This window comes from Lewinella sp. IMCC34191, from assembly GCF_003390935.1.
Lineage (GTDB): Bacteria > Bacteroidota > Bacteroidia > Chitinophagales > Saprospiraceae > Neolewinella.
On sequence record NZ_QNQZ01000004.1, the window covers coordinates 105,592 to 122,602 of the forward strand.

General features: G+C 59.1%; 16 protein-coding genes. 5 read left to right on the plus strand and 11 right to left on the minus strand.

The window, feature by feature from the left end; genetic code table 11:
* Positions 1-77: 77 nt before the first annotated feature.
* Positions 78-962 (minus strand): DMT family transporter, encoded by an 885-nt coding sequence (locus DRW39_RS09635; RefSeq protein WP_116106831.1) that lies wholly within the window; start codon positions 960-962, stop codon positions 78-80.
* 46 nt (positions 963-1,008) lie between these two features.
* A complete protein-coding gene (locus tag DRW39_RS09640; protein WP_116106832.1) occupies positions 1,009-2,001 on the minus strand; it encodes a Gfo/Idh/MocA family protein in 993 nt (330 codons plus the stop codon).
* A 138-nt stretch (positions 2,002-2,139) separates the two neighbouring features.
* Between DRW39_RS09640 and nadA the strand changes: the two genes are divergently transcribed.
* Positions 2,140-3,147: a quinolinate synthase NadA gene (gene nadA / locus DRW39_RS09645; protein WP_116106833.1), complete on the plus strand. Its 1,008-nt coding sequence runs from the start codon at positions 2,140-2,142 to the stop codon at positions 3,145-3,147.
* Between the two features lie 360 nt (positions 3,148-3,507).
* Here the strand turns inward: nadA and DRW39_RS09650 are convergent, their stop codons facing one another.
* The 9 genes from DRW39_RS09650 to DRW39_RS09690 form a co-directional block, all read right to left on the minus strand.
* Positions 3,508-3,777, minus strand: a complete 270-nt coding sequence (locus DRW39_RS09650; RefSeq protein WP_116106834.1) for a hypothetical protein — start codon at positions 3,775-3,777, stop codon at positions 3,508-3,510.
* Entirely contained in the window at positions 3,774-6,368 is a 2,595-nt protein-coding gene (locus tag DRW39_RS09655) for an OmpA family protein (protein ID WP_116106835.1), read from the minus strand. The genes DRW39_RS09650 and DRW39_RS09655 overlap by 4 nt, the downstream gene beginning before the upstream one ends.
* A 61-nt stretch (positions 6,369-6,429) precedes the next feature.
* Positions 6,430-7,530, minus strand: a complete 1,101-nt coding sequence (locus DRW39_RS09660; RefSeq protein WP_116106836.1) for a PorP/SprF family type IX secretion system membrane protein — start codon at positions 7,528-7,530, stop codon at positions 6,430-6,432.
* A gap of 82 nt (positions 7,531-7,612) precedes the next feature.
* Complete coding sequence (locus DRW39_RS09665; protein WP_116106837.1) at positions 7,613-8,119, minus strand: DUF2480 family protein; 507 nt, start codon at positions 8,117-8,119, stop codon at positions 7,613-7,615.
* A gap of 7 nt (positions 8,120-8,126) precedes the next feature.
* Positions 8,127-8,708, minus strand: a complete 582-nt coding sequence (gene scpB, locus DRW39_RS09670; RefSeq protein ID WP_116106838.1) for an SMC-Scp complex subunit ScpB — start codon at positions 8,706-8,708, stop codon at positions 8,127-8,129.
* 189 nt (positions 8,709-8,897) lie between these two features.
* Positions 8,898-9,335, minus strand: a complete 438-nt coding sequence (locus DRW39_RS09675; protein WP_116106839.1) for a MarR family winged helix-turn-helix transcriptional regulator — start codon at positions 9,333-9,335, stop codon at positions 8,898-8,900.
* Positions 9,336-9,340: 5 nt separating this feature from the next.
* Positions 9,341-10,186 carry an alpha/beta fold hydrolase gene (locus DRW39_RS09680; RefSeq protein WP_116106840.1) on the minus strand — a complete coding sequence of 282 codons (846 nt, stop codon included), beginning with the start codon at positions 10,184-10,186 and terminating at the stop codon, positions 9,341-9,343.
* A 112-nt stretch (positions 10,187-10,298) separates the two neighbouring features.
* Complete coding sequence (locus DRW39_RS09685) at positions 10,299-11,096, minus strand: TIGR02757 family protein (RefSeq protein WP_116106841.1); 798 nt, start codon at positions 11,094-11,096, stop codon at positions 10,299-10,301.
* Positions 11,097-11,130: 34 nt separating this feature from the next.
* Positions 11,131-11,547 (minus strand): hypothetical protein, encoded by a 417-nt coding sequence (locus tag DRW39_RS09690; RefSeq protein WP_116106842.1) that lies wholly within the window; start codon positions 11,545-11,547, stop codon positions 11,131-11,133.
* A gap of 194 nt (positions 11,548-11,741) precedes the next feature.
* Here DRW39_RS09690 and DRW39_RS09695 point away from each other — a divergent pair, with 194 nt between their 5' ends.
* The 4 genes from DRW39_RS09695 to DRW39_RS09710 all read left to right on the plus strand — a co-directional run bounded on the left by DRW39_RS09695 (position 11,742) and on the right by DRW39_RS09710 (position 16,903).
* Positions 11,742-14,162, plus strand: coding sequence for a penicillin acylase family protein (locus DRW39_RS09695; RefSeq protein WP_116106843.1), 2,421 nt, complete (start codon positions 11,742-11,744; stop codon positions 14,160-14,162).
* 5 nt (positions 14,163-14,167) lie between these two features.
* The gene (locus DRW39_RS09700; protein ID WP_116106844.1) at positions 14,168-14,527 is read left to right on the plus strand and encodes a hypothetical protein; all 360 of its coding nucleotides are present in this window, start codon (positions 14,168-14,170) and stop codon (positions 14,525-14,527) included.
* Between the two features lie 128 nt (positions 14,528-14,655).
* The gene (locus DRW39_RS09705) at positions 14,656-16,488 is read left to right on the plus strand and encodes a peptide MFS transporter (protein ID WP_116106845.1); all 1,833 of its coding nucleotides are present in this window, start codon (positions 14,656-14,658) and stop codon (positions 16,486-16,488) included.
* Positions 16,475-16,903: a hypothetical protein gene (locus DRW39_RS09710; RefSeq protein ID WP_157976030.1), complete on the plus strand. Its 429-nt coding sequence runs from the start codon at positions 16,475-16,477 to the stop codon at positions 16,901-16,903. Before DRW39_RS09705 ends, DRW39_RS09710 begins: the two co-directional genes overlap by 14 nt.
* The last annotated feature ends 108 nt before the right edge of the window (positions 16,904-17,011 follow it).

Here is a 17,011-nt window from a genome sequence, read left to right on the forward strand (position 1 = left end):
TAAGGATAAACAAAATTTATTCCCAAAATGCACTCTATGGCACAAGAACGGAAATCCCTCCAATGATTTGTGTCTCGTTAACTACGCTTGCTCAGAAATACCCCCAGCAGTACAAGTAAAATGGCCGGAATTTGCAGCAGTCCCACCGCCTCGCCGTCCAGCACCCCCCACAGCAGGGCCACCACGGGAATGAGATAGGACACCGTGCTAGCGAAAACCGGCCCCGTATCCTGCACCAACCGAAAGAAGACAAAACTCGCCGTCACCGTACTCCCGATCGCCAGGATCGACACATAACCCAGCGCCCGCCACCCCGCGGTACCGGCATCCGTAACGGTATCCACCACGCCCCCGAAACCGAGCGCGTAGACCAAGGCCGGCAAACCGACCAGGAAGAAACTGACGACGGTGATGGTCAGTGACGGAAGCCGCTGAAAGTATTGGCTGACCAGGTTACCGGAGGTCCCGTAGCACAGACAAGCACCCAGGACCAGGGCCGCGTAGCCGAGCTGGCTCGTTTCATCGTCCCCGCCCGGGGCGAAATACGCCAGGAGCACCGCGCCGAGTAGGCCCACCCCGATACCGAAGAGCTGACTTCGCACCGGCCGATTGCGGAATATCAACCAGGCCACCAGCAGGGTGCACAGCGGCGTCAGGCTACTCAGCATACCCGTCAGGCTACTGCTGAGCCGCGTTTGCGCGATCGGGAACAGAAACGACGGGATTGCCGTCCCCGTCAGGCCGACGGCGAATAAGGCGGGCAGCTGAACGGCACGAATGCGCCTAAGGTGGGTAATGGCGAAGGGAGCAAGTGCCAGGGCGGAAATGCCCAATCGCAGTACGGCAATCTGCCGCGCGGAAAACACCTCGAGCCCCCACTTGATAAGGACGTAGCTGCTCCCCCAGATCAGGCTAAGTCCCAATAGGATGATGAAGTCCCGAACCGAAGGCGTCCGTTGCATGCGGCCAAGGTAGCCCGGCACGACTTAGTGTAGGCCGAAAAACGACCTACTCCCCCGGGTAAGCCACACCGATCATCTCGCGCACCTCCGTAAGCGTCCGGTGCAGCAGGAGGCTGTCATCGAGCGACCATCGCGCTGATTCTTTCCGGCCGGCACGGACATCCTCCATGACGGCCATGGCCTCGAACTGGTAGCCGTTGCCTTCGAAGCTGTGGTAGTGGTTTTCGGGTGGTTGATCCGTTCCCTGGAGCACGCTGAATCCCTGGGCGTTATGGAATCGTCCGTGAATGTGCAGTTCGCCTTTCGTGCCCAGTAGCAGCGCATCGGTTTTCGTATCGCCGAGCAGGGTCGAATAGCAGTGGGCCAATTTCCCATCCGGATAGCGCAGGGTGACTTGCGTGTCCACATCCGCTCCTAAATCGGTCAGACGGGCGGTAGCGTGGATGGATTCCGGCGAACCGAACAGGTACTGCGCCAGCCAAATCGGGTAAATGCCGATGTCCAGTAGCGCGCCCCCTCCGAGTGCCGGATTGTATAGCCGGTCGCGTTCGAAGTCGTCCCGCGGTACACCCCGAAAGCCGAAGTCGGCCCGCAGGCTTTCCAGGGTGCCGAGGTCTCCGCCGTCCACCAGCGTCTTCATTTCTACAATGGATGGGATGAAACAGGACCACAACGCTTCCATGAGGTAGACATTACACCTGCGCGCCGCCGCCACCATATCCTGCACTTCCTGCAGATTCAGGCCCATGGGTTTTTCGCAGAGTACCGGTATGCCACGCTCCAGGCACATCAGCGTCAGTTCCTTGTGGCCGGTGTGCGGGGTGGCGATGTAGACCGCATCTACCCGCGGGCCGGAAAAGGTGTCTTCGTAACTGCCGGCCGCGTGATCCGCGCCGAATTCTTTCGCGAAGGCAGCTGCCCGCTCCGCCGAACGGGATCCCACCGCGACGAGCTGCGCATCGTCGATCCGCTGCAGGTCCTCCGCAAATTTTCGGGCGATGTTTCCGAGACCCAGAATTGCCCAGTTGAAGGTGGCCATACGTACTATTTTAGTGGCCGGCCAATGTAGGCATTATGGCGGCGGAGCGCAGGTAAAATACTTAGTTTAGAATCGAAGCTAAGCAACTTATCGTCCGCGGCCCTGTTATATTCCCGATTACCGAAAAATCTAGCTTTTATGTCAGCCGAAATCGACCTCGCTACCCAGAATCTAAAGCGCCGGGGCTTCCTGGACATCGACGTCGATCCGACGCTTGACCTGGCGGCGGAAATCAATCGCCTGAAGAAGGAGCGGAATGCCGTGATCCTGGCCCACTACTACCAGGAATCCGAGATCCAGGACATTGCCGACTACATCGGCGACAGCCTCGGACTCAGCCAGCAGGCCGCCAGCACCGACGCCGACATCATCGTCTTCGCCGGTGTTCACTTTATGGCCGAGACCGCCAAAATGCTTAGCCCCCAGAAGAAGGTGCTGCTCCCCGACCTCAAGGCCGGTTGTAGCCTGGCTGACTCCTGCCCCGCCCCGGTCTTCAAAAAATTCAAGGAGAAGTATCCCGACCACGTAGTCGTCAGCTACATCAACTGCACCGCGGAGCTGAAGACGCTCACCGACATCTGCTGCACCAGCACGAATGCCCGCCACATCATCGATTCCATCCCCCGGGATCAGCCCATCATCTTCGCGCCCGACGTGAACCTGGGTCGCTGGCTGGTCAAGGAAACGGGCCGGGATATGGTCCTGTGGAACGGCAGCTGCATGGTCCACGAGATCTTCAGCCACGAAAAGGTCACCAAACTGAAGATCGCCCATCCCAAAGCGGCTTTCATCGCCCACCCCGAATGCGAAGCGCACATCCTGGATATCGCCGACCACGTCGGATCTACCTCCAGTCTGCTGCGCTTCACCCGCGAAAGCGAGTACGATGAGTTTATCGTCGCCACCGAGCCGGGCATCATCCACCAGATGGAAAAGTCCAACCCGGGTAAGACCTTCTACCCCGCCCCGCCCAATAACACCTGCGCCTGTAATGAGTGCCCCCACATGAAGCGCAACACGATGGAGAAGCTCTACCTCTGCATGCAATACGAGCAGCCGGAGATCAAGCTACCGGAGTGGGTGATCGAGAAGGGGGTGAAGAGCATTGACCGGATGCTGGAGATTTCTGCTGCTGCTGGTTTGTGAGCTTTGCTTTGACTGCCTTCGGCAGCTTAAAGGAAACACAGATTAAAACAGATTTTGGGCACGGATTCCCATGGATTCCTCTGCATGGGAGTGCTCGCCTGCGGCTCGTGGGGTTTATCACGGAGGAATTTCAGAATGAAGTAGGCAATGGCCTTGCTGCGCAAGAGCGAGGTTCACCGCAGAGGCTCGGAGGTACGCGAAGTTTCGCGGAGAGGGTGCGTAGCGTATTCGATAATCCGTGTAATCCGATACCCCGCCGGATACCACCTAGTAGCGGCGCAGCCAATCTGTGGCAATCCGTGCCCAAATCCGTGAAAATCTGTGTTTAAAAAAACCACGAGCCGAAGGCGAGCAAACCCCTCACTCAGTTCCCACCAGACCCCGAACCAACCGAACCGTAACCGCCAACCCTGGCAGCAACGCCGCCAAGGCATAGAACACCCCCAAAACGGTAAAGAGACCGCCACCCGCAACCTGCTCGAGGAGCTGAAGCAGTAAACCGATAGCCAGATTGGGCAAAAAGAAGGTCAGGTATCCGAAGAAAGTAGACCGCCCGCCGAACTCACTGTACCGCTTCCAAGCGTCGAGGTAGCCGGCGACCCAGCGGTTTTGCTGTAGGTCAGCGATCATTCCGCGATGGCGAAACTATATTCTACCAACTCGATGACGGGCCGCTCGTCGCGATCGCTCTGCTCGAGAAAAATGTCAATGCCGAGGGTTTCGGGGGCTTCCTTTTCCGTGCTGTCGAAAGTAACCTGGATGGTGCCGGAGTCACCCGGTGCGTATACCTGGCTGTTGTCGTGCTCCACGGTGGTACACTCACAGGCCTGGATCAGCATGATCTGGGCGGGTACCGTACCGCGATTGGTGAAGCTATAGGTGAAGGTGGGCTTGTCGCCCTTCGTGACTGAGCCGAGATCAACTTTACGGCGATCGAATACGAGAATGGGTAATTCACCGACCTCCTCAGCCGTCTTGCCGTAGAGCGTACTCATATCGCTGATCGAGTCCAGTGGGTAGACGGAACCCTGCGGCCCCTCTCCCCCATCGGGTTCGGTATTGCGGTTGGGGCCCTCCAGGGCGCGTTCGATAATGTCGCGGCGAATGATGATCTCGGTAGGCCCTTCCAGTACCTTGAATTCGGTGCGGCGGTTGAGCTGGTGCGCCAGTTCCTTTAGATCGTTGCTTGCCAGGTTGTTGATGTATTCCTCCGTCAGGGTATCGCCAACGGTGAATACGCCGGTACGCTCGGCCAGTCGCTCGGAAATCACCTGTGGCCGGGTCTCCCCGTAGCCGGCGAATTTGATGCGGGCGGCTTCGATCCCCCCCTGGCTGATCAACCAGCGCCGGGCGGCGTCGGCCCGGCGTTTACTGAGTGCCTCGTTATACTGGTCGGCTCCGCGGAAGTCGGTGTGCGAGCTCAGCTCGATGACCATATCCGGGTACTCGTTCATGATCTCGGTGAGTGCCCGCAGGTCGCCCTCAGCGTCGGGCCGGATGTTGGACTTATCCAGGTCGTAGAGGATATTCTCCAGGGCGATTGATTCCTCGATCTCGATCGTATCGTAAACGGGGATCGTCGATGGATCGACCCGCAGGAAGAATACCTGCTCGAAGCTTTTGCTCTCCTCCAGCCCCAGCGTGCTCAGCTCCACGGTATCGGGGAAGTATCCGGGGTGGCTGGCTACTACGCGGTATTCCTGCTCGAGATTCAGGCCGAAGTCGAAGCGGTTACCGTTGTCGCGACTCTGCTGCTCGCCGCTCCCTACATCCCGGCCGTTGCGGATGGGCTGCAATTGGATGGTTCCGTTGTTGAGGGGTTGGCGGTCGGTATTGAAAAGGCCTACGACAAGGTTGGCATAGATGGTAGGAATCTCGAAGGCGTAGATATCGTCACAGCAGGTGCGGCTCTTGACCGATCGGCCGTCGCCGGGGCGATTACTGGTCATGAAGCCGGTCCGGCCTTCGTTGTAAACGCTCAGGCTCAGATCGTCCGTCGGGCTGTTGAAGCCCACGCCCATATTTTCCGGTTCGCTCCAAACGCTGCCGTTCCAGACGCTGTAGAATAGGTCCGTCCCGCCCATGGTGGGCAGGCCGTCGGTGCTGAAGTAGAGGGTCCCATCGAAGTAGAAGGGCGTCATGTCGTCACCCACCGTATTGATCCGTTCCCCCAGGTTAACGGGCGAGGAGTAGCGACCGTCGCCTTCGTAGGTGGCGTAGTACAGGTCGTAGCCGCCGAATCCTCCGTCCATATCGCTGGCGAAGAAGAGCACCTCGTTACCGAAAAGCTCGCCGGTAGCCGGCTGGAGGGCACGGTAGTCGTCGCTGTTGATGCCCGCGACGGGGTTACCGCTGCGCCAGCCATTGTCGTCGACGTCACTGTAGTAGATCTTGGCCTGATCGACGCGGTTGCTGTTCATCAGGATACGGTTGTAGTAGAGTCGCCGCCCGTCCGCACTCACGTTCGGGTTGGCGGAATGGACCCCGGGGCGGTTCACCTCCTTACCCAGGGCTTCCGGACGCTCCCACTCGCCTTCGTCGTCGCGGGCTACCATATATACCTGTAAAAAGCGGTCCTCGTCGTTCGCGTCCACCAGTTCGACCGGGCTACTGGCCTTTACGGTGGAGAAGTACAGGGTGTTTCCGTCCGGGGAGAGCACCGGGGAGTATTCACTCCATACACTATTGATGCTGCGATCGAGGTACTGCACCTCCACTTCGCCCAGATTCTGGGGGGCGTCGCGGTACATGCGGGCCCCTTCGATCTCCCGTTGGGCGAGAATGCCGAGTACGGAGTCCTGATTGTGCTGCAGGAAGTTTTGCAGGTAGGTGACGGCCTCGTCGTATTGCTCGTCCATCTTCAGCATGCGGCCGAAGTAGAAGCGGTGAATATTATAGGTCGTATCGGAAGCTTCGGTGCGGCGGAAAGCGCGGGTATACAGCCGGATACCGGAGGCAATATCCCGCAATTCGTAGTTCATCTGGGCCATCAGGGGCAGCAGGTACTCCTCTTCGTTGATCTCGAAGGCCTTGTCGTAGTTTTCGAGTGCCACGGTCCAGTTGTACGTGACGCGGGCGGAGTCGGCGGCGGCCAGCAGTTGCTCCACGTTGGAGGAACCGCTAAGCGGCTGGGCGGCCAGGGGAAGACCGACCGTTAGCCCAGCCAGGGCCAGGACGAAAAGGCGGAAGTGCCGATGAAGTTCCAGGAAGGTCCGTTTCATGAAGTGGCGGGAATAGATGATCGAATAAACGCGGCCGGGGGCCGGGAAGTCGGGGCGAATGCTAGATTTTCGGGCACAGCATCGTGGGCACGACAGTCGGTTTCTTGTAAATATTGATGATGTACTGGGCGGCCAGTTCGAAAGCTCCCTGGTAGTTGTTGATCTCGCGCCCGCTGCTCAGGGTCAGGTCGTAGCTAAGGGCCGCCCGCAGTTGCTGGTAGTCGAGCCCGATCAAAACCTGGGCCGCGTCGCCCGTGCGGTAGCCGAGGCCGAGCCGCAGATTGACGTCCTGCTTCAGGCGCCGGCTTCCCCACGCCTGCACCGATACGGAGGTGACGGAACCCGAGGACTGCGCGTAAATGCTGGGCTGGAATCGCCAGTCTTCACTCAGTTCGAGATCCAACCGGGCATTCCCGCGCAGGGTCGACCGGCGGTTCAGATCATCCTGGTCGAAGGCACCGAGCGTGGTGCTATCGATGCCCATCGAGTCGGAGGGAACGGCAATCAGGCTTTCTTTCTCCGGGCCGCCGATATGAAACATGGATACGCCCACTTCGAGCATATTGCCCTTATCGGCGTCGAGGACGGAGCGCAGCATGACCCCGGCATTGAGGCTGCTGTAGCTCATGTTGTCGACCATCTCGTTCATCCCCGAGGGTGTCAGCTCGCCCTGGGTCAGTCCGCCGCCGCCGAGGTTCTGCCCGATGGTTAGCTGCTGCTGCAGACCACCCGACTCTACATCGAGCCCGTAGGACGTACTGCCGTACTGGGCACCCAGGGTAAAGACGTTCCGCCGCTGATTGTCAAGCGCCAAATGGTAGGCGGCCGAAAAACCGAAGTAGGTGGACTGCAGGCCAAGATCGGCACCGACGCCGGCCTTATCGCTGATCAGATTGGCCCCTACTCCGATCCAATCGTACGGGCGCAGGCCGCGAATGACGGGCGCGTCGACGTAGGCACTGGGCGTACTCATCCCATTTAGCGTAAACCACTGGCCCCGGTAAATACCGCCTACGCGTACGGTTCCGCTGAAGGCACCGGTCTGCGCCGGATTGATCCAGAGCGGATTATAGTCGTGAAGGGTAAAATGCGTGTCCTGTGCCCCGGCGGTTAGCGAGAAACAGAGGGACAACAAAACAATCAGGTAGGGACTCGATCGCATGGGCCATGTTTGCGGCCCAAGATAAGGTGTAGCGAGTGACACCCCGTCCGGCAATTCGTCAGGGGGGCGCGGGATGCCCGCTTTACCCTCTTTTTAAGGGTTGCTTATAGACAGGTACGGTGCTGCACGGCTCCCCGAACATGATGGATTTGGCGACGGGGCGCAGGATAGAAGTTACCTCCAGATAGGCGGCAGGCGGCACGTCCCGTTCACCACACCCCTTCACCACGATACGCTGGCCGGCGTAGTCCGCGGGATCGAACTGCCGGATCACGCGGCGGTAGTGGTCGCGCAGGTACTCTTCTTCGGTACCCTGGTAAATATCCGCGGCGTACGGAGCGGCCGAGGCGGCAACCAGCATATACGCCCAGGCGGGAATAATCGCATCGGCGGAGCAGAACACCAACAGTGTCTTACCCTCGTACTGGCTAAAGTCGTGGTCCTTTATCGCCTCGCGGAAGTCCTTTTCCTTGAGGATAAGTTCCATGAACAGATAGTCCTTGAGATCAAACGAAACGAGGGCCTGTTCGGGCCAGTATTCTTCTAATTTCAGCGTAATGAGACCGGAGGCGGCAACTTTATTGACCATGGGCGAGCTAGTTTTCGGAATCCACCATCATCTCCTCGGGTTCCCCGATCGTGTTTTCGGGCAACTTGAATTCCTTGGGTTGGGGCAGATCGTTCATCGACCGGATACCGAAATAGTCCATAAACTTTTCCGTCACGCCGTAGAGCAGAGGCTTCCCTACGCTATCGGCCCGGCCGGTAATGGTAACAAGCTCCTTTTCCAATAGTTTCTGGATCGCATAGTCACAACTCACCCCACGGATTTTCTCCAGGTCCGACCGTGTCACCGGCTGTTTGTAAGCGATAATGCTCAGCGTTTCCAGTGCCGACCGGCTCAATTTCTTCGTGCTCTGCTGCCGCAGGTGCGTCCCGATGGTCTGATGGTACGTTCCCTTGGTCATAAACTGGTATCCTCCGGCAATGGCCACCACCTCGAAGCTGTGCTCCGCGTGATCATACCGCCGCCGTAGCTCCTCGATGGCCTGTAGCAGGGTCTCGTCGTTGAACTCCACACCGACACTTTCCCGAAGCACCGCCCGCATTTCCTCCAGGGTGATGGGCTGGGGAGCGGCGAAGATGAGGGCTTCTACGTGTTGGGGGAGGGATTGCATTGTCGGGTGTCGGTTATAGGGGGTTAGTTGTCGGGGGTCGGGTATCTGGTGTTAGGGGTTTGTGATACAGCATGGTCTTTATGCAACCTGGGTTAAATGCACAGCCATCTACCGCGAGCGAAGCGAGTCTCTTCCGGGAAGCGCGGCGACCCTCTAACACACTAACAAAGGAGCACAGCGACCCTCGACCTACTCTTCCTCAAAGTTATCCCGAATGTGTTGCAGGATATTTTGCAAGCGGTTGAAGTCGTCTTCGGTGAGCCCTTCCCAGGTTTGTTGGCGGAGCTCCTTGACGTAGGGGGTGATGCGGTCGTGAACGTCCTTACCGTTCTTAGTGATGCAGACCAGGTAGCGGCGGCGATCGTTGGGGAAGCGGCGGCGTTCGACCAGCTTTTTCTTGGCGAGCTTGTCGATGATGCGGCTGACGGTGGGGGCGTCCTTATAGGTACCGTTGGCCAGTTCCGTCTGGCTGGCATCGCCGCTATTGTACAGGCGATCGAGCAACACCCATTGCTCCGTACTGATGTCGATCCCCTCCTCACGGAAAGCGCGGAGGTAATGTTGTTTCAGAAGGCGAGTGGTGCGGTCCAAAATGGTACCGACGTTGGGGTAAGCCAAAGGTTTCACATCGGCTAAGGTAAGACAGAGACCAAACTATTTCGATAGTATTCGGCAAGTAATCGCTCCGGCAACCAGTGACTACCGGGGTAGTGGTGCAGATCGACCGAGGGTAAAGGTTCGTACATACGGGTCAGGCGATCGTGGTGAAGCAGCGGATCCTTATCCCCCACGAAAACCGTGCAGCGGATATTTCGCTCGTTGAGCGCGCGCTCGAATGCTTCCGGAGAGGGCGGAAATTTAAGCACGCTGCGCAGGGTACCGGCGAGCCGGCGGCGGAAGGGACGATCGTTCAAATTGTATTTGAGGTACTCGGCCGAATACCCATTTATGATGCCGCGCTTCTGGAGCCACTTCGACATGCGCAGTATGGCCCGCGGCCGCTCCGTCAACCGGGCCAGCGGACGAACGAGGCGGGAAGGCAGCGTATCTATCCAATTCGTATACCGGCCGCCCGCCCCGTCCGGAGCGACTAATGCCAGGTCCTGCAGTTGATCGTGTTGAAGACCATTCAGACAGGCACTCAGGTATCGTCCGCCGAGGCTGTGACCGAGTAGAAACACCGGCCGGTCGGCAAAACGATCCAGCAATTGCTGTAATAAACCGGTCATCTCGTCGATGTCGTAGCGGTCGCTGTACCATTCCGTCTTACCGTGGTAGGGCAGGTCGGGGGCCAGCGTAGTGAATTGATCCCCGAGATTCAAGCCCAACCGCTCCATGCGGGCTCCGTTGCGGCCAAAGCCGTGCAGCGCCAGTAATATGGCCCGGCCGGTACCGTACTGCCGGACGTACAAACGATCGTCGGGGGCATCCGGGTCTTTTTTCGGCTTGGTTGCGGTGAGCCAGAAATGCGTATTCATGAAAGCGGTACACTAGATTCGATTGGGGAACAGCGTAACCAAGGGAAAGTATTAATGCCGGCCCGGGCGAAACTTTCCAAAAGCCCAAAACTCCGTCCAAACTGACACCTGACTAAACCTCCACCCCTTCCACTCCCATTCCAAACAGGGCGAAGTCGAAGCGCGTCGGATCGTCCGCGTCGAACCGGCGAAGATTATCCGTAAGTTCCACAACGGCGAGCCAATCGCACTGCTTGCGACGCAGTAAGCCCAACGATCGCCCTACCCGCTCCACGTGAACGTCCAGCGGCATACAGAGCTGATCGGGGCGGATACGCTGCCACTGTCCGAAGTCTACGCCCCGGTCGTCCTGGCGCACCATCCAGCGTAGGAACATACAAAGTCGCTTACACCGGGATTTGCGGGCGGGCGTGGCGACGTGCTTACGGGTACGGTGGGGGGCATCCGGCAGACTGAAAAAATAATCGTGAAAGCCTCGTAAAGCGGGCTCGATATTCTGGCTGTCCGGACTTAAGTAGCGGGCAAAGGCGTCCTCGAGGCTGTCGTGGCGGTGGTAGTACCAGTGCAGCCACTGCAAAAAGTAGCGGGTATCGGTATGGTTAAAGGTGCGGTGCTTCCACTGACCCAACTCGCGGTCGATGGTATCGGTACAGTTGCCGCACTCCATGATGAAGCGGTAGGGTTGGCCGCCCATGGCTTCAATGAGCTGTTCCCCTTTGTCGATGATGGTGGCGCGACGCCCCCAGGCCAGCATCGCCACCCAGAAACCGATGATCTCCCGGTCGCGCGGGTCATCGAAGGCGTGGACCAGCCCGATCGGATCGTCCGGGATAAATTCCGGGCGATTATACCGATCGTGATAGTGCTCTAATACTTCCCGCTGCCACTCTTTTCCTCTGCGTCGACCCACGGATAATCTACCCGCCAGCCGGCAAAAGGTTGGGTCAGTTCCCGACCAAGCGCAGGTAATCCGTGAGGACTGCCGCGACGGCCTCGCGCTGCGTGTCCGTGGTCAATTCAAGGGTATCGTTGCCGCTGCCTAGCTGATCCCGTAGCCGACGCGCTTCCGTAGTCGAAAGGACCCGGCCGTCCAGCAGGAGTTCCGCGCGATCCTCAAGCCAGTTATTCCGGATGAGCAGCTCGTGCTCGCCTTCGAGATCGCCGTGCCGGAATACGTCGATGCCCTCCTCCACGGTGGTACTCCGGTAGTCCCGGCTGCGGGTGTTCATGAAGAAGAGGTGGTCCGGATCGCTTACGTAGTTATCCCCCCGTTCGGCACGCCGGTTGCGGGTGTCGCCGTCGCAGGCCGTCATGAGTATACACAGCATACAGCCGGAGAGTAGCCAAAGCAGGTGGTTCATGGCTACCTAAATAATAAGGTCCGGACTTTAGTTCGCGCTTAACCTTTTAGCGCTCGATCGGCCCCTGCTCCCCGGAGTGCCTTGAACTACTCCTTATTATCCGGGTGCCGTCCTGCGGTGTACAAACGCTCGCTCGGTGACCCGGTTCGGAAAACCCACGCCAGCCCTTACCTTCGCGGTCCTTATCCTTGATTATGCGCTGGACCGTTCCGATCATTTCCGCCCTTCTCCTGATCGGCTGGTTAGCCCTGGGAAGTATAGCGGGGCTGTTCGGACTTCCCCTACCGGCCCTGGGGCCCTTCTTCAACCCGGCGCGCGGGTTCTGGCAAAATACCGGAGAAGGCGACCGAACGGAGGAGCTGAACTTTAATCTGGACAACCCCATCGCCCGCGGAGAGATCCACTTCGACGACCGGGGCGTTCCGCATATCATTGCCGGCAGCCAGGAGAGTGCCATTTTCCTGCAGGGCTACGTCAATGCCTACGACCGGCTTTGGCAAATGGACATCAGCACGCGCTCCACCGAGGGCTCGCTGTCGGAGGTGCTGGGAGCAAGCATGAAAGAACGCGACCTGCGGCAGATTCGCAGCGGGTACCGGGAAATGGCCGAGCGGATGGTCGACACGATCCGGGCGGATTTCCCCGAGGACTACCGGATCCTCACCGCCTACGCAGACGGGATCAATGCCTACCTGGACCAGCTTGAACCGGAAGCGTATCCTTTAGAATACAAGCTGCTGGGACACGAGCCCATCCGTTGGACGCCCTACCGGATCGCCCTGTTGACCAAAGGAATGTCGTCAGGGCTTAGCGGAGGGTACAGTGATGCACAGAGTACGGCGACCCTGAAAAAGTTAGGCCGGGAGGAGTTCGACCGCCTCTTTCCCGAGCGCTTTCCGGAGGCCAGTCCGGTCGTACCGGATGCGGAGACTCCGGTAAGTGAGCTTTCGATGCTGCCGTTGGAAAGGTCTTTACCTGCGCTCCGCCGCCCTCCTTTTGACCGGATCGATACGAATGCCTTCCGCTACTTTCCACTGGACCCGGACAACGGCAGCAACAACTGGGCCGTAGGACCGGGGCGTTCCAATACCCGGCTGCCGCTGCTGGCTAACGATCCGCACCTGTCTTTGACCTACCCCAGCGTGTGGTACGAGGTGCAGATCACCTACCCGGGATGCAACGCGCGGGGCGTCGGCCTGGCGGGGGCCCCGGGCATTATGATCGGCTTTAACGATTACGTAGCCTGGGGAGAAACCAACGTCGGGCACGACGTCACCGACTGGTACCGCATCACGTGGACGGACAGCTCCCGCACCGAATACCTGCTCGACGGGGAACCTATGCCGGCGACCATTCGAACGGACACGCTGCGGATCAAGGGGGAAGAAGAGACCATCGTTCGAACGCCCTATACGGTATTCGGTCCGGTGCCCTTCACGGAGGGACCGTACGCCGATATGGCCATGCGTTGGCGCGCGCAGGACAGTCCCCGGAAAGCGGTACGCCCCCACACCATCCTGCGCACTTTCCTCGACCTGATGGAGAGTCGGAACTACGAAGATTACGTTTCGGCCCTGAAGGGCTACGTCGACCCGGCGCAGAACTTCGTCTTTGCCGCCCGGGACGGCGATATTGCCATCCGGCCGAACGGCTTTTTCCCGTTGCGCGAGGAGGAAGAGGGGCGGTTCATCCGGGAGGGGGACAGCCTGAAGAATGCCTGGAAAGGTTGGATACCCTTCGCGGAGCGGCCGGTGCAGTACAATCCGGCGCGGGGTTACGTAAGCTCGGCGAATCAGGTGACCACCGGCCCGAACTACCCTTACTACTACCTGGGTCGCTTTGATGAGTACCGGGGCCGGTACATCAACCGCGTACTGGACCGTCAGCCTACGATGAACCAGCGGCGGATGAAGGAGCTGCAGCTGGACGACTATTCGCTCCTAGCGGAGGAATTATCTCCTTTTCTATTGGCCCGCATCAACCGGCGCGCACTGGACGAAGACGGGCAGCGCCTGTTGCGTATCCTCTCGGAGTGGGACTACCGCTACACGGGAGAGAGCCGGGCCCCTACCCTCTTCGATGCCTGGCGGAACCGGCTGTACCGCCTGACCTTCGATGAGTTTCCGGAAGACGGCGAGTTGCTGTATCCGGAGTGGTGGAAACTGACCGACCTGCTGGAGAACCGACCGGACGACATCATCTTCGACATCGACAGCACGACCTTCCGGGAAACCGGTGCCACCCTGGTGCAGCGGTCCTTCGAGGAGATCCTCGACGAACTGGACGGCGGTTTGCCCCTCACCTGGGCGGATGAGCGCGATGCGCGGATCTACCACATCGCCCGTATCCCGGGCCTGGGATCGGAACAGATTAATACCGGTGGCGCACGCATGACCCCCCGGGTGGTGGCTGACGGCTTCGGCGCCAGCTGGCGGATGGTCGTGGAATTAGGTGACTCCCCCCGGGGCTGGGGTGCTTTGCCGGGCGGCGCGTCCGGTAATCCGGGGAGTGAATTTTACGACAACGGCTTCGAAGAGTGGGCCGAGGGACGCTACCACGAACTGACCCTGGCTAGGATGCCCGTGGAACCGATCGGCAGCTGGATCTTTGAATAACGAATATGTACCGCTTCTTTCTTCTCCTGTCTACCCTGCTCGTCTGCACGCTGTGCCTGTACCTGGATGCCAGCTGGTACGCCCCGGCCCTGGCCTGCGTGGCCTTGGGATTTTTGTACCCGGTGTGGCGGCGCGGCGGATTCTACTTTCCCTTCCTGGCCGCGGTGATGGTCTGGGGCTGCTACGCCGGCTACCTGCACCTGTTTTCGGAGGGCCGGTTGGGCGACCGGCTGGCGGTGACTTTCGGGGTGCCGACCGGATGGGTGCTCGTGGTGATCACGGCCCTATTTGGGGGGATCACGGCGGGCCTTGGCGGGCTGTTCGGCGCCTCGGTGCGAATCGCACTGGCCGGCGGTAAGCGGTAATTTTGTTTCTTTGGTGCGGTTCACCCCGGATGAAGCGGCGGACCGCACGGATGTTCCACGGCGAGCCTCCCGACAACATCTTGATATTCGCGGCGCTATCCGCCGGCACCAACCTTAACCAAAACTGAATGGATACTACCACCCTACGGCACCCGGAAGACGGGGGCAGCATCTTCGGCCACCGGCCCGGACTCTTCGTACTCTTCTTCACGGAGATGTGGGAGCGCTTCAGTTACTACGGGATGCGGGTTTTGTTGGTCGTTTTCCTGGTGAACATCGCCTTCGGCGATACCCCCTGGGAACGGGCGGATGCCCTGGCGTTATACGGTATCTACACGGGCCTGGTCTACTTTACACCGATGATCGGCGGTATCCTGGCCGACCGCTTGCTGGGCTACCGTAAGGCCGTCGTGCTCGGGGCCTTCATCATGACGCTGGGCCACGCGGCCATGGCCTTTGAAACCTCGCTGCTTTTCTATACGGGCTTAGGGCTGCTGATCGTAGGCAACGGCCTGTTTAAGCCAAACATCTCTTCCATCGTCGGGCAGCTCTACGACAAGGATACCGAGCGTAAGGACGGAGCGTACACCATCTTCTACATGGGCATCAACGCGGGGGCATTCCTCGGTATCCTGCTGTGTAGCTACTACGGCGAGAGTGCGGACTGGGGTTACGGCTACGGCTTCGGGCTGGCCGGGATTTTCATGTTTATCGGACTGGTGCAGTTCTGGTTTGCCCAGGACATCTTCGGCGATATCGGCTTGTCGCCCCGGCAAACGCGGGAATTGGAAGCCAGCAAATCCGAAGTAACAGCGTCCCGGGCGGTGGAACCGGAAGGCTTCACCGTGGATGCATCCATAGCGCCGGTAGAGGCGGAGGACGACTTTACCCCATCGGTAGGCGGTGACGACGACGGTCAGCGGGCCTTGGTGTGGGCGGGCATCGGCTTGGCCGTAGCGGCGATATTCTATTTCCTCATTACCGCCTTTGCCGAACCGCAGGCGAATGCATTACAGACCCTTAGCCGGGAGTTCATGCCGCCCCTCATCCTCGGGGCCGTGGTCGGCTTCGTGGGCTGGATCGTTGCCGATAAGTCGCTGACCAAAGTGGAGCGTGACCGGGTCTGGTCGATCGTGATCTTCAGCTTCTTCATCATCTTTTTCTGGTGGGCGTTCGAGCAAGCCGGCGGATCGATGACCATCTTCGCGCTCGACTACACCGAACGGAATCTGACGGGTGAGGGGGCTACCTACTTCCGAATCGCGAATACGGCGATTACCGTCATTCCGGTGATGGTACTGACCTGGGTACTGTTCAAGCTCTTCACCATTACGTTCAAAAACTACAGCCTATCTAACATCGTGTTAGGCTTGGCTTTCGTCATCATCTGGATTTTGATCGGTAACATGCTGTACGAGCAGTTTACGCAGGCTGCCCCGGAGGTACCGGCGGGATGGTTCCAGATCTTCAATAGTCTCTTCATTATTTGCTTCGCGCCGGCCTTTGCCAAACTGTGGGAGCGCAAGATTTCCTTCCTGCGGCGGGGACCCATCAAATTTGCGCTGGGGCTTACCCTGCTCGGTTTGGGTTTTGCCATCCTGGCCGTAGGCTCCCTGAGTATCCCCGACGGGGCCAAGACGGCCAGCGTTTCCATGTTCTGGCTGATCGCGGCTTACCTCTTCCACACCCTCGGTGAACTGTGTATATCCCCGGTGGGCCTCAGCTACGTATCCAAGCTCGCGCCCGTACGACTGGTGGGACTCATGTTCGGCGTATTCTTCGTGGCCAACTTCATTGCCAATTTCGCGGCCGGTCTGACGGGGTCGTACATCGACGAGATTGCGGAGGCGGTTGGATTGAGTGGCTTTTTTGGCATCTTCGCCGCGGTACCGATTACCGCTGCACTGATCTTCGTAGCCATCTCCGGCTGGATGAAAAAGATGATGCATGGCATCGAATAGGTGGTTCCAGCAATTGCAGACGATTTTCTACGCCCTGCTGATGGCGCAGCTCATCTACGCGGTAGTGGTCTGGTTTCTGATTCGCGGGGAAGAGGCCCGCTTCTTTATGGACCCGCAGGCGGATCTGTACATCCTGGCCGGTTACGCGCTCTGCATGGTGGGGGGGGCCTGGTTCCTGGATCAGTTTCGCGCCAGGACGGTAACGAAGCAGAAGAACATCCGCGACCGGGCGGCCAGCAGCTACCGGGCTACGGTTTTTATCCGGCTCGCCATTCTGGAAAGCGCGACCCTGCTGATCACTACCATCGCGCTACTGACCTATAATTACGAGGCGTTGGGATTGGTGTGCCTGATGCTGGGTGCGTTTTGGTACTTCCGGCCTACGGTGCTGCAGTTTACGGAGCGGTATGTGTGAAGGCTGGGTACTGGTTGCTGGGTACAGGGTAGTGGTTGCTGGGTACTGGGTACTGGGTACTGGAAGATACTTTGACTAGCAACGAACAACCAGAAAGTAGATTATAGC

Coding starts and splice junctions, on each gene's coding strand:
- DRW39_RS09635 (WP_116106831.1), bottom strand. CDS start 962: ATGCAACGGACGCCTTCGGTTCGGGACTTCATCATCCTATTGGGACTT.
- DRW39_RS09640 (WP_116106832.1), bottom strand. CDS start 2,001: ATGGCCACCTTCAACTGGGCAATTCTGGGTCTCGGAAACATCGCCCGA.
- nadA (WP_116106833.1), top strand. CDS start 2,140: ATGTCAGCCGAAATCGACCTCGCTACCCAGAATCTAAAGCGCCGGGGC.
- DRW39_RS09650 (WP_116106834.1), bottom strand. CDS start 3,777: ATGATCGCTGACCTACAGCAAAACCGCTGGGTCGCCGGCTACCTCGAC.
- DRW39_RS09655 (WP_116106835.1), bottom strand. CDS start 6,368: ATGAAACGGACCTTCCTGGAACTTCATCGGCACTTCCGCCTTTTCGTC.
- DRW39_RS09660 (WP_116106836.1), bottom strand. CDS start 7,530: ATGCGATCGAGTCCCTACCTGATTGTTTTGTTGTCCCTCTGTTTCTCG.
- DRW39_RS09665 (WP_116106837.1), bottom strand. CDS start 8,119: ATGGTCAATAAAGTTGCCGCCTCCGGTCTCATTACGCTGAAATTAGAA.
- scpB (WP_116106838.1), bottom strand. CDS start 8,708: ATGCAATCCCTCCCCCAACACGTAGAAGCCCTCATCTTCGCCGCTCCC.
- DRW39_RS09680 (WP_116106840.1), bottom strand. CDS start 10,186: ATGAATACGCATTTCTGGCTCACCGCAACCAAGCCGAAAAAAGACCCG.
- DRW39_RS09690 (WP_116106842.1), bottom strand. CDS start 11,547: ATGAACCACCTGCTTTGGCTACTCTCCGGCTGTATGCTGTGTATACTC.
- DRW39_RS09695 (WP_116106843.1), top strand. CDS start 11,742: ATGCGCTGGACCGTTCCGATCATTTCCGCCCTTCTCCTGATCGGCTGG.
- DRW39_RS09700 (WP_116106844.1), top strand. CDS start 14,168: ATGTACCGCTTCTTTCTTCTCCTGTCTACCCTGCTCGTCTGCACGCTG.
- DRW39_RS09705 (WP_116106845.1), top strand. CDS start 14,656: ATGGATACTACCACCCTACGGCACCCGGAAGACGGGGGCAGCATCTTC.
- DRW39_RS09710 (WP_157976030.1), top strand. CDS start 16,475: ATGGCATCGAATAGGTGGTTCCAGCAATTGCAGACGATTTTCTACGCC.